12 protein-coding genes are annotated in these 14094 nt (G+C 59.4%); 3 read left to right on the top strand and 9 right to left on the bottom strand.

Features of this window, described 5'->3' with window-relative positions:
- Position 1 precedes the first annotated feature (1 nt).
- Entirely contained in the window at positions 2 to 1432 is a 1431-nt protein-coding gene (locus LU196_RS07530; protein ID WP_232758493.1) for an Ig-like domain-containing protein, read from the bottom strand.
- 392 nt (positions 1433 to 1824) lie between these two features.
- Here LU196_RS07530 and LU196_RS07525 point away from each other — a divergent pair, with 392 nt between their 5' ends.
- Positions 1825 to 3147, top strand: a complete 1323-nt coding sequence (locus LU196_RS07525) for an MFS transporter (protein WP_232758494.1) — start codon at positions 1825 to 1827, stop codon at positions 3145 to 3147.
- Positions 3148 to 3186: 39 nt separating this feature from the next.
- Here the strand turns inward: LU196_RS07525 and LU196_RS07520 are convergent, their stop codons facing one another.
- The 6 genes from LU196_RS07520 to LU196_RS07495 form a co-directional block, all read right to left on the bottom strand.
- Positions 3187 to 4149, bottom strand: a complete 963-nt coding sequence (locus LU196_RS07520; protein ID WP_232758495.1) for a spore coat U domain-containing protein — start codon at positions 4147 to 4149, stop codon at positions 3187 to 3189.
- Complete coding sequence (locus tag LU196_RS07515) at positions 4146 to 6551, bottom strand: fimbria/pilus outer membrane usher protein (protein WP_232758496.1); 2406 nt, start codon at positions 6549 to 6551, stop codon at positions 4146 to 4148. The genes LU196_RS07520 and LU196_RS07515 overlap by 4 nt, the downstream gene beginning before the upstream one ends.
- Positions 6551 to 7246: a molecular chaperone gene (locus LU196_RS07510; protein ID WP_232758497.1), complete on the bottom strand. Its 696-nt coding sequence runs from the start codon at positions 7244 to 7246 to the stop codon at positions 6551 to 6553. Before LU196_RS07510 ends, LU196_RS07515 begins: the two co-directional genes overlap by 1 nt.
- A gap of 26 nt (positions 7247 to 7272) precedes the next feature.
- Entirely contained in the window at positions 7273 to 7749 is a 477-nt protein-coding gene (locus tag LU196_RS07505; protein ID WP_232758896.1) for a spore coat U domain-containing protein, read from the bottom strand.
- Positions 7750 to 7806: 57 nt separating this feature from the next.
- Positions 7807 to 8376, bottom strand: a complete 570-nt coding sequence (locus LU196_RS07500; RefSeq protein WP_232758498.1) for a spore coat protein U domain-containing protein — start codon at positions 8374 to 8376, stop codon at positions 7807 to 7809.
- Positions 8377 to 8584: 208 nt separating this feature from the next.
- The gene (locus LU196_RS07495; protein WP_232758499.1) at positions 8585 to 8893 is read right to left on the bottom strand and encodes a hypothetical protein; all 309 of its coding nucleotides are present in this window, start codon (positions 8891 to 8893) and stop codon (positions 8585 to 8587) included.
- A 62-nt stretch (positions 8894 to 8955) separates the two neighbouring features.
- Between LU196_RS07495 and LU196_RS07490 the strand changes: the two genes are divergently transcribed.
- Both LU196_RS07490 and LU196_RS07485 read left to right on the top strand, forming a co-directional pair.
- On the top strand, positions 8956 to 11058 hold the full coding sequence (locus LU196_RS07490) for a bifunctional diguanylate cyclase/phosphodiesterase (RefSeq protein WP_232758500.1): 2103 nt from the start codon (positions 8956 to 8958) through the stop codon (positions 11056 to 11058).
- Between the two features lie 103 nt (positions 11059 to 11161).
- Entirely contained in the window at positions 11162 to 12571 is a 1410-nt protein-coding gene (locus tag LU196_RS07485) for a PLP-dependent aminotransferase family protein (RefSeq protein ID WP_232758501.1), read from the top strand.
- A 9-nt stretch (positions 12572 to 12580) separates the two neighbouring features.
- On the opposite strand, the gene LU196_RS07480 is transcribed toward LU196_RS07485, so the two are convergent.
- A complete protein-coding gene (locus tag LU196_RS07480; protein ID WP_232758502.1) occupies positions 12581 to 13063 on the bottom strand; it encodes a YlaC family protein in 483 nt (160 codons plus the stop codon).
- Positions 13064 to 13218: 155 nt separating this feature from the next.
- Positions 13219 to 14073 (bottom strand): hypothetical protein, encoded by an 855-nt coding sequence (locus LU196_RS07475; protein ID WP_232758503.1) that lies wholly within the window; start codon positions 14071 to 14073, stop codon positions 13219 to 13221.
- Positions 14074 to 14094: the final 21 nt, after the last annotated feature.

The raw sequence follows: 14094 nt of genomic DNA, 5'->3' as shown, positions 1-14094 counted from the left end.
GTTAAACCCATTCGTTCCGCGCCAGATAAGGCACCATCAACTCCTGCTCGCCTAATGGAACGTTATGCCAGCCCAGTTCGCTCAAGGTAAACACGCCTGCGCTATCCGACCAGGCCATCTGCTCGCCGTCTCGCATCACATAGTTTTGCGTTGAGGGCGTCCTCAATGCGTTTTCAAGGTCTGACAGCAGGGCATGCAATTCCGCCATCAGCTCGGGATCGCCTTCCGCCTCTGCATGCGCCAGTAAAGTATTGATATCTATCGTCTCCGGGACTGCAGCGTTTTTTTCCTCCGGCGCTGTGTCCTGCGCGGTGTGTGCGGGAGGCGTCAAGGTAAACGAAAACGGTTCCGTCCACGCGCTTTTTAGCTCACCGGTCGAGGCGCGCGCCTGACAAACCCAACAGCCTTGCTGGTAGAGCGTGGGGAACATGAACTGCCATGTGCCATCTTCGCCGACCACGGTGCTGCCGGTTTGCCACGTCGCGACTGAACCCAACGCCTGCAAAAGGTACTGCACCTCAATGACCTGGCCGGCCACGCCTGTGCCATTCAGTACGGGCGTTGGGTCATCGGTTGCCCCCTCATCAAGCACCACTTCCGGTACGCAGCCCTGATCGTCAAGCAGATAATCGACGGTTGGCGGCTGAGGCTTTTCGGGAATCACAATCAGCGTAAAGCTCTCGCTCCAGCTGCTGGCCTGGCCGTGATGATAGCCGCGGGCGCGAAACGTCCACTCGCCATAACGATCGCGTTCCGTGACCTGAAATTGCCAGTTGCCCTGTGCATCCACCGTCACGCTGCCCAAGGTGCACCATTCACCGCAGCTCGATTGCGCCTGCACTTCCACGACGCTGCCGGGGGCGCCGCGCCCTTCCAGCGTCGGGGTTTTATCATCGGTGGTGCCGTATTGATAAATTTTTCCCGTCATGTCGCCGCTGTTGTCGTGAGCAAACGCGATCTGCGGTACCGGATCGGTCTGCGCCAACATGTTGAGGACAAAGTCAGGACGGTAATCCTGTTTGCTGTTGGTGTAGCTGGCGTGAAAACTGTAGAGCCCGTCACCGCTTATCATTTCGCGTGATTGAATAACCCAGTTACCGTCGCTATCGGTTTTGACGCTGCCCTTGAACCCGATGCCACCGTATTTATTTTGCGCGAATAAGTAAACGATACTGTTGGGTTCGGCGCGCCCTACTAGCGTCGGTGAGAAGTCGTCGGTTGTGCTGCCGCTGTCCAGTTCCCCCTTGACGGTGCCGACATCATCCAGCGCATAGCGGATGGTTGGGGGCGCGCTTGCCGGCTGGGGCTGCGCGGCGTCGAGCGTGGTTCGATCGTCCGCGATGTCCGGTATATCCGCGGTGGATGGCACGGTTTCAGCGAAGTTCGGCACAAAGGTTCCATGTAATCTGTCGGTTTCACGCGTTGAATTCATTTTACTCTCCAGAGTTTCTATACGAGCGTCATTGCTCTCTAAAGCCCGTAAGAGTTAACGGTCAACGCGCCAGAGCCTGAACCAGACTTGTCCCGAAAAGGTAAGTAATTTATTCGTGGTGCTAATGTTTTTGTTAGGCCAAATTTGCTCGCATAGGCGAATGAAGGTGCGAAAGGGCAACGGATAACGGATGTGGAACGCGCTACGGAGAGCGAGGCTGCGGAAAAAGTCTTCCCGCATGCTGCGCGTTTCGCCTTATGAGAATCTGACGCACTATGTTGTTATTTTTTTGTTACGTTTGGTCTCACTTTTGTAAACTGCAATGGTGAACGGGATCACATCTATTCCTGGCGTAACCCGCTAAAAGGGGAAGAAAAAACGGGAAGGATGTTATGAGCACGAGTCAATCTTTACAAAAGCCGGCCAGGAGTGGGGCCAAAACGATCTTCAGCGTCACCAGCGGTAACTTTCTGGAGATGTACGATTTTATGGTGTTTGGCTACTACGCTACGGCGATCGCCAAAACCTTTTTCCCGGGCGACGATCCTTTTGCTTCCTTGATGCTGACGCTAATGACCTTTGGCGCGGGCTTCCTGATGCGCCCGCTGGGTGCCATTGTGCTGGGCGCTTACATTGATCATCACGGACGCCGTAAAGGGCTGCTGCTGACGCTGGGACTGATGGCGCTCGGCACCCTGACCATCGCACTGGTGCCCGGCTACGCCACGCTGGGCGCGGCTGCGCCGGTACTGATTTTACTGGGGCGTTTACTGCAAGGCTTCTCAGCAGGCGTTGAGCTGGGTGGCGTGTCGGTTTACCTTGCGGAAGTGGCCCCCAAAGGGCGTAAAGGCTTCTACGTAAGCTGGCAATCAGGCAGCCAACAAGTGGCGGTGATTTTTGCGGCGCTGCTGGGTCTGGCCCTGAACCACCTGCTGGCGAAGGACGCGGTAACCGAGTGGGGCTGGCGTATTCCCTTTGTGGTCGGCTGCCTGATTGTACCGTTCCTGTTCTGGATCCGCCGTATGCTGGAAGAGACCGAAGCGTTCAGCCAGCGTAAGCACCATCCTTCTATGCGTCAGATTATGCGGTCCGTCGCGCAGAACTGGGCGCTGGTACTGGCGGGAATGCTGATGGTGGTGACCACCACGGTGATGTTCTACATGATCACCGCGTTCACGCCGACCTTCGGCAAAACCGTGCTGATGATGAGCGATAAGCAGAGCTTCCTGGTCACGCTGTTCGTGGGCATCTCCAACCTGTTTTGGCTGCCGATCATGGGCGCCTTGTCCGATCGCGTCGGTCGTCGTCCGCTGCTGCTGGTGTTCACGGTACTGATGATCCTTACCGCGTGGCCCGTTCTGCACTGGCTGGTGGCATCACCGACCTTTGCGCATCTGGTGGAAGCGGAGCTGTGGTTGTCCTTCCTGTACGCCAGCTATAACGGCGCGATGGTGGTCTATCTGGCGGAAATCATGCCTGCCGAAGTGCGCGCCAGCGGTTTTTCTCTGGCCTATAGCTTGGCCACGGCGCTGTTTGGCGGCTTCACGCCTGCGGTCTCCAGCTACCTGATTCATGCCACCGGCGACAAAGCGATGCCGGGCGTCTGGCTGTCATTTGCCGCAGTATGCGGTTTGCTGGGCACGCTGCTTATCGGCCGCATGGTGAAGCAATATCGCGCGCGACACAGCGTCACTCCGGTAAGCGCCTCCCTGTAATCCTGTCGTGGCCCCGCTGCGGGCCACGTTTTTCTCGCCTTAAAACGCCACGTCCACCACCACGCTATCGCTATAATTGCCCGCTGGCGGCGTCACCTGCGTAGGCAGAATCTGTGCGGTATACGTGAAGTTACGCGTCAGGTTATCGGCATTGAGCGAGGTGGCGCTGCTGCTGCTCCAGCGATCGCTTCCGGCGGGGCCCCAGCGCGCCGTCGTCGTGGTGCCTTTGTAAATCTCGTACGCTAGCCGATTTGCGCCGCTCGCCATTTGCCGCGCGGTGCCGCTGTAATAGCTGCCGTTGCTCAGTCCCACTGTGAACGTGCTGCCCTTCGAACACACCACGCTAATGGTCTGCTGGAGGGTGGAAAAGCGGTTTGCCAGCGGGGCGCTACCGAAATTCAGGTTCGGTGCCGTGATGGTGGTGCAATCGTTGGTGACGATCAGATTGACCGCAAACGTCATGGGCGTTCCGGTGCTGCTCTGCACGGTCCCTACGCACAACCCTGCGGCATTGAGGCCCGCGCAGACGGTATAGCTGACCGTGAGGGTGATTGTGGTGGTGTAGCTGCCTGCCGCCACCACCTGGCCCGGCACGGTGCGAAAATAGAGTGGAATCGTAAAATTCAGCGTGCTGCCGAGCCTAAGCAACGCGGCAGAATCATAAACGTGGCGACCGCCGACCAGCATTTCATTGGCGCAGGCGCTGTCAATACAGAGCTGAATCGGTATCGCATCCGCACCGGTGCTTGAGGCCTTCAGCACTGCGCGCGATCCGCTAACGCCGCTGGCGCTGGTAAACGCGTAGGTCACGTTATCCGTGCCCAGCAGCGCCAGCGTACCGCTGCCGCAGTTGACGTTGGTGTTGCTGGACGTGGTGCTGGCCGTGCTGTTCACGGCGAACGTGGTTACGGTGCCAAAGCTGGCCGCGGGCGCAGAGAGAGCACACGCGGCCACGCCGACACCGGGGAAGGCAAACAGCAGAAGTAGCAGCAGCGTTCTCATGGCGTGGCGCCTGAGGGTGTCACGGCATCGGGCAGATCGCATCTGAGCGGGCCGTAGGTTTTCAGCGCCTTGGGTTCGCCTTTCGCCAACGTCAACCGGGTGTCACAGCGTCGCCCATCGGGAGTGACCACTTGCATCGGGTTATCCGCGCTGAGATCCTCCATCCACACCAGTCCGTCCCAACCTACGTAGGCGGTGGCCTGGTTTTGACGCAGCACTTGGCTGGAGACCGGCAGCGGCGCGCCGTGGCGATCGTGCAGCACCACGCTGGCTGCGCGCAGCGGCTCGACCGGAAAATGCAGCAGATACCCGCTGTTGCGCTTCACAGCGAAGCGCTGCTCAACGCGCGGCACGCTGCGATCGGGCGGCAGATCGAGCGTGTCGATGTCATATTTCGCGCCGTAATAGCTGCTCACCGAAGGGATCAGCAGATACCCGGCGCGATCGGTTCGCCCCATCGGCTGGTTTTCATAGCGCACGGTGACGCCGGGATAATCGGTTTTCACCACCACGAAGGCGTCATTAATATCATTGGCGGCGAACCCGCGGTTATCCATCAGTACCAGCGCACCGGTGAAATCCGCCCACTGCGTGGTGGCGTCGCGGTCACCATAGAAGCCCATCGAGCCATCCAGCTTGTTGTTGCGGTAGCGCAGGCTGGCCTGGCGATAATCACCGCTGTTGCCGCCCTGATGCGCCCAAGACGCATCGCCCGCCAGCCCGCCTTCGGTCGGCATGGCGCGCGACAGGTACACGCGCTGATTCTGCTCTCCTTGACGATCGCGCTCAACGCTTATCGAGGCGCTACTCTGTTCACCAAACGGGATCACCAGCGACAGCGCGCCACTCCAGTCGCCACGCTGGCGATCGCGGCTCATGGAGAGATACAGACTACTGTTGCCCCAGAGGTTTTTGCTCCACGTCATATTCAGCAGCCGGGTGCGATCCCCCGCGCCTCCCGCGATATCAAGATAGGCAACACCGAGGCTGCCATAGGTGCTGAGCGACACGCTGGCGGTGTATTGCGCACTGCGCTGCGCCAGCGAATAGCGGGTATTGCCGCTGTCGCCGCGCGTACCGGCCAGCGCCAGATTGCCGTAGTCGGCGCTGCGCCGAACATGCTGTGTCCCCACGCTAAACCAACTGTTGTTATATTGGTATCCCCAGCTGTATTGCCGGCCAGATTGGCCCGCCATTTGGCTTTGCGCCAGCGCGCCGTTAAGAACGCCCCAACTGCCAAGCGTGACCAAACCGCCTGTGCCGCCCGAAACCACCCCTTCGCCCCCTTCGGCGTGCAGCTCCAGGGTAAAGCGGTCGGTGAGACCATAGCGATACGAGCCGCTGGCCGCCGCCGCGCCGTAGTCGAGGTTTTTCAGGCCGTAGTTTTCCCGGATGGCCCCCGCAGAAAACGCGTAATCGGCTAAACCGGCTTTTAACAGGCTGCTGGCAACATAAAACGGCAGGGTAGTGGTGACCTGGCGGCCCACGGCATCCGTGGTGGTAATCACCGCGTCACCCGCACCGTTGACAAAGGGAACGTTGGTCAGCGACCAGGGACCGGGCTGTACATCCGCTTGCGCACTGCGATAGCCGTTGATAAACAGATCGACCGAAGAGGGCACAGCTGCCTGCCCGGCGAAGCTGGGCAGGGGATAAGTCACCAGATCGGGACGCACGCTGAAATCCCGTGCGATCTGTACGCCGCCGAGGCGGATGCTGTTGCTCCAGCTCAGAGAATCCGTGACCACGTCGCCCACGCGCCAGGCCAAGGCGTGCTCCTCGTTTTCATTGCTGAACCACGTGTCATAGCGAATAAAGCCCTGCTGCTGGCCCGCCATGCGGCCCGACAGCGGTTGGCTGTAGACGCCATTACTGGAGAATTGCCCGGCTGGGCCGAACGCACGCAGCTCATTCCAGCCTGAGAGGCGCGTGCCCACGCGCGACGTGCGCGTGACATAGAGATCGTAATTCACCAGCGCCCCGTTCGACGCACGACCGGGGTAGCGGATACCGCGCTGCGCCTGGCCAATCACCTGGTCGGGCAGCCACGCGGGGGGCACGGTGATCAGCAGGCGCTGGCGCGCTTCGTCGTACGTCACGTCGACCTCATTGAGTTGATGAAGATTGATTTGCTCACCGGAGAGCTTGTCGGCGGGAATGCCCGCTTGCAGCAGGTCACCCCGACGCAGCCAAAAATCACCCGCACGGCGTTCCACCGGTACAATGTCGCCGCGCGCGCGCTGGTTCACCACCAGCTCCAGCATAAACTGCTGAGTGCTGGCGCTGTTCTCCAGCGCGGGCGGCGGCGGCAGCGTAGAAAAGGTCTCCGCCGCGCTGTGCAAGGGCCACGCGCTCAGCGCGCCGATCGCCGTCAGCGTGCAGGCCGAGAATCGGTGCCTCATTAGCGCGCGGCAGCGCTGCGCCAGTGGCGCCCATTCACCTCGGCGGACAACTCACCGCTTGCGGCCCCGCTGAGCGGCCAGCGAAACTGGCTATTAGCCAGCACATAGCCAAATAACCCGCTGCCCAGGTTGCGATCGCCGAGCTTCACGTTGCTCAGGCGCGCATGGCCGTTGCCGCGGTTGGTGAGTTCCAGCCAGCGTTTGCCCGCCTCGCTGACCACGTGCCACTGCAGCGTCGGCTGCACGCTGTCGCGCGTTACGCCGCTACCGTAAACAAACAGCGGGACCGAATAGCGCATCTGGAACGTCAGTCCCGCCTGATTATCGCCCGGCGTGCGCGGCGTCGGGATCTCGTCCAGCACCACGCGGTAGGCCGCCTCCTGCCCGGGCGCGGGTGGCAGTTGTCGAATCAAACGCACCAGCTGCTTTTGTCCCGCCTCCAGCCGCACCATCGGCGGACTGGCAACCACCTGCTGTTGCGTTTGGTACTGCTCCTGGCCTGCCTTCTGCTGCCAGGCGAAGACGCGCACCTGCATAATGGTGCTGGCGCTGCCGCGATTCTCCAGCCACAGCTCGCTGGCTTTTTCATCGGGGTTGAGGGTGGGATCGATCGGCCAAATCATCAGGGAGTTCGCCGCGTGTGCAACGGGCATCAGGGCTATAAGCAGCAGCGTAAACAGGTCGCGCAGGCGCATTGTCAGTCGTCCTTTTTTCAATGTCGTCACCAGCTGAGCGTCACGGTTAACGTGTCGGTATAGGTGCCGGCGCGCGTGGGGCCGGGCAGGGTGAGCTGGCCGTAGATGGGCAGCGTAATGTTATTGGCGTTGCTGTAGCTCAGCGCGACGGCGCTGTTGACCGGAATGGCGGTAGTGAGTGCGGCATTGCTATAGAGCGCGTAGGGCACGCTCTCAGCGGTGCTGCCGCTGATTTTCAGGTTGCGCGTCGAGGCGTAATTATTGCCGCCATTGATGCTCATGCTGAGTGCGGTGCCGGGCGTGCAGGCCAGCGTGATCGTGGTGCTCTGCACCAGGCTTGTGCTTACGCTCCGGCGCGCCACGCCCGACTGCGTGCCAAAATTCAGCGCGCCGAACGTGCCGGTATTGGTTCCCGACACCACGCAGCCCGCGACCACTGAGGCAGCCACCTGGAAAGTCGCAGTGGGCAGCGCCCAAGCGGAAAGCGTGACGCTCAGCAACAGCGCGCCTCCGCCGCATCTCCTGTGTAATACTCCCACGCCGTAACGTCAGCCCAGCACTCAGTAATTGACCGCCACGTTGATCGTATCCGTGTAGGTCCCGGCCGGGATGAGCGGATCGAAGCCGCCACCCACCACGCGTCCGTAGATGGCAAAGTTGGTACCCAGTGCCGGATCGGTGGTCCCGCTGGGGGCAATGTTGGTGTTGTTGGCGATGGCCGTCGTAAAGGCTGCATCACTGTAAAGGGTATAGGCAATGCCTTGGGTATTGTTGGAGCCCAGAATGAGATAGCGCGGCTGTCCGCTTACCGTACCGAAGGTGGTGGCAGGCGCGGCATTGCTGCTGGTGACCTGGACGTTAAAGGTTTGACCGGTGGTGCAGCGCACAAAAATACCGTTCCCGGAGGCCCCCACCAGCGTTGCGTTAAGGGTATCAAAGGTGGCGGCGCTGCTACCAAAGTTCAGGGTACCGAAATTCACGCCGGTGGTGGCGGATTGCCCGTTCACCAGACAGCCCGTGGTCAGCGTCAAGGTGGCGTTAATGGTGCCGGTGGTGGTGGCGGCGCTGGCAACGTGGGGTAGCGCGACGGCACTCAGGCTGGCGGCCACAAGAAAAAGCTTGAGTTTCATAATCATTCCTTACTGATTATCCAGAATCGATGCTTTTTCACCCGGTGATATCAGACAAAAGTTAACGCAAATTCCCGTCAGGGCTGGGTATGCCAGTGCCTGCCAGGTAAGAAAATTCCTGCATAGAAGCTTAATGTTTTATATCAGTTTTATTTACTATAGAACAGCGCATCGGTCACGCCGAGAATGCCGCGTGATTTTTTGCTAATCAATTGGCTCGTTTCGCCGATAAAGCAGTATTGACGGGGGCTGGCGGCGTGTTGAAAAAAATTAATAAGCGATTGAATCGATAGTTTGTCGCCGCCTGAGGCGCAATGATAGATTCCTTATTTAAATTAGCATCATTAATTTTTGAATGTGTTTGTGCTCTAAACGACGACGGCAGAAAGGAATTAATAAGAAATGTCTTGTCGTTTTTAAGGTTGTGGGGATGGCGTCCAGCACGGATCCCCGCTGTACTGAACGGCGATCGCGCGAGGCCGCCTGCGGGCAGCACCGATGACAGCGTCGTCACCACCGCCCTTGCTTCTTACTTACACCACAGCTGATTCAGTAACGGCTTAACCCAGGGAAATCACTATGTTAGTGACTTCATACGACGCATTTACCGTCATCATTTCGATTCTGGTGGCGGTGCTGGCCTCTTTTACCGCGCTTAACATGGCAGGGCGCGTCGCCTCCTCATCCGGGCGCGCCGGGATGATTTGGCTGCTGGGCGGCGGCTTTGCCATGGGCATTGGTATCTGGGCCATGCACTTTATCGGCATGCTGGCAATGAGCCTTGATATGGTCATGAGTTACGATGCAAAGCTGACCGCCGTCTCTATGGCGGTGGCCGTGGTGGCATCGATTGTTGCGCTGTGGCTGGTGTGCACGTCTCAGGCGCTGCCGATCGCCCGGTTGTGCGCAGGCGCCCTGGTCCTGGGCTCGGGCGTGGTTGCCATGCACTATACCGGGATGGCCGCGCTGATGTTTACGCCCGGTATCGTCTGGCATGCAGGTTGGATTACGCTGTCGGTGGTGATTGCGCTGGCAGCGTCAGGCGCGGCGCTGTGGCTGGCGTTTCATCTGCGTGATGGGCACCCTCGCGTGACCCTGCTGCGGCTCGGCGCGTCGGTGGTGATGGGCTTTGCGATTGCTGGCATGCACTATACCGGTATGGCAGCCGCCAGCTTTCCGCTGCACAGCCATGCCACGCACATGGGCGTCAACAGCAGCTGGCTGGCGATTCTGGTCACGGTGGTGACGCTGGCGATCCTCGGGATCACGTTGTTGGTGTCCATGCTGGATGCGCGCATGCAGGCGCGCACCTCGCTGCTGGCGCGTTCGCTGGCGGAGGCCAATCGTGAACTGGCCCAGCTGGCGCTGCACGATAATCTGACGCGTCTACCCAACCGCATTTTGCTGGAAGATCGCCTGGACCAGGCGTTCAACAAAGCCAACCGCGAGCAGTCGCAGTTCGCACTGATGTTTATGGATCTGGATGGTTTCAAGGCGGTCAACGACGCGTTTGGTCATCACGTGGGTGATACCCTGCTGGTGGCCGTGACCGAACGCATGAGCGCGCAAATGCAGGGGCATTACACCCTGGCGCGGCTGGGCGGTGACGAGTTTGTTCTGCTGATGGAGATCCAGGAGCCCAACGATGCCGCTGCGGTGGCTGATGCGCTGGTGAAAGCGATCGATCGTCCGTTTAACGTCTCGCGCTACGACTTAGTGGTGTCACTCAGCGTGGGCATTGCGGTGTATCCGGGCGATGGCCGCGACGATCGCGAGCTGATGTTCAACGCCGACGCCGCGATGTACCACACCAAAAATAACGGCCGCAACGGCTACAGCTTCTTTCAACCCTCCATGAATACCCAAGCCCAGTCGCAGCTGCAGCTCAATAACGACCTGTGGCACGCCCTGGACAACAACGAGCTGCGTCTGTTTTATCAGCCGAAGTATCGCGCGCCCAGCGGTCCGATTCTCGGCTTTGAAGCCCTGCTGCGCTGGGATCATCCCCGTCGCGGCCTGCTGACGCCGGATGTGTTTCTGCCGCTTGCGGAAAAGACCGGCATGATCGTCGCCATTGGCGACTGGGTCATCAATGAAGCCTGTCGGCAGCTGCACGCCTGGCATCGGGAAGGCCATCCGCACTGGTCGGTGGCGGTTAACCTGTCGGCGCTGCAGTTTGAACAAAGCAATTTGGTGGATACGGTGCTGCAGGCGCTGGCCAGACACGATATTCCCGCCGATTTGCTGACGCTTGAAGTCACCGAAACCACCGCGATGCGCCACCCTGAAGAGAGCGTGCGCATTCTTACGGAGTTGACGAAAAGGGGTGTCAGGGCGTCGATTGACGATTTTGGCACGGGCTACTCCAGCCTGCTTTACCTGAAACGTCTTCCCGCATCCGAGCTTAAAATCGATCGCGCTTTCGTGAAAGAGCTGCAGGCAAAAAACGAAGACGCCACCATCGTGTCTGCCATCGTCGCCCTGGCGCAGTCGCTTAATCTCAAGGTGGTGGCTGAAGGCGTCGAAACACCGGCGCAGCAAGCGTTTCTAACCGGACTTGGCTGCGACATGTTGCAGGGGTATTTGCTGGGCAAACCGCTGCCGCCCGAGCTGATCGACAAGCTGCCCACCGAGCTGAGGCAGGTTCAGTTACAGCCGCAAGGCGCGCTTACGCCACAGTGAGGCAAGCTGTGCTGAAATAGCCGCCTCAGCGGTGCAGCGCGGGCTTTTTCGCACGGTGATTTACGCTACACTGTGCCGCTTAGCGGGCGACAGCGGAGGGTGAGTGGCGAAGTATCAGCAATTGGTGGCGCAACTGCGCGCGCAGATTGACGCACGTATCTGGCAGCCGGGAGAAAAATTACCTTCGCTGCGTCAGCAGGCGGAGCACAGCGGTCTGAGCCTGATGACGGTGATGCACGCGTATGAAGTGCTGGAAAGCCAAGGCGCGATCGTCTCTAAACCGCAGTCCGGCTACTATGTCGCGCCGCGTGCCGCGGCGGCACGTCCACGTCCACCCGTGCAGGCTATTGAGAAAAGCCACCAGGCGGACACCAATAGCTTTGTGTTCGACGTGCTACAGGCCACGCGCGACCCCCACATTGTGCCGTTTGGCTCGGCGTTTCCCGATCCGGAGCTGTTTCCCCAGCGTCAGCTAATGCGATCGCTGGTCAATGTTTCGCACCACCTCAAACCCACCGATGCGTTGAATAATCTGCCGCCCGGCAACGAAGCGCTGCGTAAAATTTTGGCGCAGCGCTATGCCCAGCAGGGGATAACGCTGTCGCCAGATGACATCGTGATCACCAATGGCGCGATGGAAGCGTTGAACCTCAGCCTGCAGGCGGTCACCGAGCCAGGAGATTGGGTGGTGATTGAACACCCGTCCTTTTATGGCGCGCTCCAGGCTATTGAGCGCCTGAAGCTCAATGCCATCGCCATTGCCAGCGACGCCGAAGAGGGCATGGATATGGAGGAGCTGGAGCAGGCGCTGCAGCGCTGGCCGGTCAAAGCCGCGTGGCTGATGACCAATCGGCACAACCCGCTCGGCTTTACTCTGAGCCGTCCGCGCAAGCAGCAACTGGTGGCGCTGTTTGACCGCTACAACGTGGCGATGATCGAGGACGATGTTTATAGCGATCTTTACAGTGGCCACGATAAGCCGCTGCCAGCCAAAGCCTTTGATCGCCACGGGAACGTGCTGCACTGCGGCAGCTTTTCAAAAAATTTGGTCGCGGGGTTTCGCGTGGGCTGGGTGGCGGCAGGACGTCATGCGCAGCGCGTGCAACGTATTCAGATGATGAGCACGCTCTCTACCAGTGCGCCGATGCAGTTGGCGCTGGCGGACTTCCTCAGCACGCGCAGCTACGATACCCACTTAAAAAAACTGCGGCAGACATTGGCAAAACGCAAGCAGCTGGCACGGCAGGCGCTGCGCCGCGTGTTACCCGACGAGGCGCGCATCAGCGACACGTCAGGCGGCTACTTCTTGTGGATCGCGCTGCCAGGCCAGATCAACACCACGCAGCTCTACCATTTGGCGCTGCAGGAAGGGATCAGTATTGCGCCGGGGCAACTGTTCTCCGGCAGCAACGCCTTCAATCACTGTTTTCGCTTCAATGCAGCCTGGCCCTGGGATGCACGCGCGGAAGCCGCCGTAGAGCGGCTTGGTGCGCTCATTGCCACCCTGGCTTAAGCGACAGCGTTACACTTGGGCGGCCTGGCGATGTCCCCAGGTGAGATAATAAACATCGTAAAAATCCACTTCGCCTTTTTGCTGCATCAAGCGGGCAATGCCGCTGCGCACGCGCTCGGGCGCATCGGGCAGGCTGACGATTTTATCCAGCGCCTGCTGTGACACGGGCTGCACGTAGTACCACTCGCCGTTGTAGCAGACGCGGAGATCCAGCGTATCAATATCCTCGAAGCGGTATTTTGGGTTGATATCCAACAGCATCAGAAAACTCATTATCAGCACAAACACCGTGGCAAACCAGAAGGCGGGCCAGCCTAGCATGTCGGTGGAAAAGATCAGCGCGACGCACAGCGCGTAGCAACCGTACATCAGCGCCCACAGGCCGGGATGCGTTTTTAGAAAAGAGAAACTGAAGCGCGGGCGGTTATCGCGCAGCTCATCACGGTTCAGCGTGTCGATTTCATCAAGCAGGATTTGTTTAATCGCGTCCATAATACACCTCTGATTATCACTGCTTGCCATCAAACCACATAACAGTGTAAGGCGTTAGAGACAGATTTTAGCTGTTTTTTTATAACAGTTCCCTGCGGGAAAACGGCACGTACACCCTCCGTCATGGCTGCTGCGACGCCGCCCGCGCGCACTCATTACGTTAGGTGCTCACGCGTTCCTGCCATCTGCCAACTCTCGTTATTTTCGATATAGAACGGATAATGCTCCACCACCGTGCCGCCGCTTAGCTCATCGCCGTATGCCGCGCTCCAGGCGATGAGTTCATCTTGCATGCCCAGGATGTCCTCCAGCGATAAACACACCTTCTCGCCATTGTGACTCGCCACGGCACGCGCCATCAATTCCTCCTCACGATCCCCTTCACCCGGCAGTTCGGCAGCGGGGAACAGCAGATCATTCCCTTCCAGCTGCGGCGCCGGTTCTTCCTGCGTCACCGCTATCGCGGGCGTCATATCTGGGGTTAACGGCGCTTGGTTGCGCGTGTGCATCAGGCTGCTGCCTCCGCTGTGGTCAGCAAGCCACTCAAGGTCATTGAGGGTGCGCAGTTCTGCGGTGAGTAAATCCAGCATTTTTTGGTTGTCATCCGCTAAGCCAGGTGAGGAAAACGCGTCGGTTAACGGTGTGTTCTCAACCAGGGTATTCAGCGGTAAGCGATACAGGTCGGCCCAGTCATAAACCAGCGCCGCGCGCATTGCCTCTTGTTCAGTGTGTGCGCGGATAGGCAGATCCGCATCGTTGGCGCGCGCGTTTTGCGTGGGCGTCTCGGACATAAGCGGCCCTGACATTGCCGCCATCAGCGTTAGCGCCGCGCTCCCCTCGGGCGCCTGCTGAAGCGAGCGCGTGCGCGTGCGACACTCTCCGCTGAACAGCGGCTCATCGCGCCACTCGACGTCACTGTCCGGCAGCAGGACCTGGGACGCATCAGAGAGCGAACATGCTGGATTATTTAAATCGAGATTTTTCTTGTACGGAAAATTCAGATTGTCCATGGTAATTCCTATGCTAGAGGT

This window comes from Pantoea sp. Mb-10 (assembly GCF_021272205.1).
Classification (GTDB): domain Bacteria; phylum Pseudomonadota; class Gammaproteobacteria; order Enterobacterales; family Enterobacteriaceae; genus Pantoea.
This window is presented reverse-complemented; position numbering and strand designations above follow the sequence as displayed.

Bases quoted from the DNA above. Each gene is read 5' to 3' on its own strand.
- LU196_RS07530 (WP_232758493.1), bottom strand. From the start codon at position 1,432: ATGAATTCAACGCGTGAAACCGACAGATTACATGGAACCTTTGTGCCG.
- LU196_RS07525 (WP_232758494.1), top strand. From the start codon at position 1,825: ATGAGCACGAGTCAATCTTTACAAAAGCCGGCCAGGAGTGGGGCCAAA.
- LU196_RS07520 (WP_232758495.1), bottom strand. From the start codon at position 4,149: ATGAGAACGCTGCTGCTACTTCTGCTGTTTGCCTTCCCCGGTGTCGGC.
- LU196_RS07515 (WP_232758496.1), bottom strand. From the start codon at position 6,551: ATGAGGCACCGATTCTCGGCCTGCACGCTGACGGCGATCGGCGCGCTG.
- LU196_RS07510 (WP_232758497.1), bottom strand. From the start codon at position 7,246: ATGCGCCTGCGCGACCTGTTTACGCTGCTGCTTATAGCCCTGATGCCC.
- LU196_RS07500 (WP_232758498.1), bottom strand. From the start codon at position 8,376: ATGAAACTCAAGCTTTTTCTTGTGGCCGCCAGCCTGAGTGCCGTCGCG.
- LU196_RS07490 (WP_232758500.1), top strand. From the start codon at position 8,956: ATGTTAGTGACTTCATACGACGCATTTACCGTCATCATTTCGATTCTG.
- LU196_RS07480 (WP_232758502.1), bottom strand. From the start codon at position 13,063: ATGGACGCGATTAAACAAATCCTGCTTGATGAAATCGACACGCTGAAC.
- LU196_RS07475 (WP_232758503.1), bottom strand. From the start codon at position 14,073: ATGGACAATCTGAATTTTCCGTACAAGAAAAATCTCGATTTAAATAAT.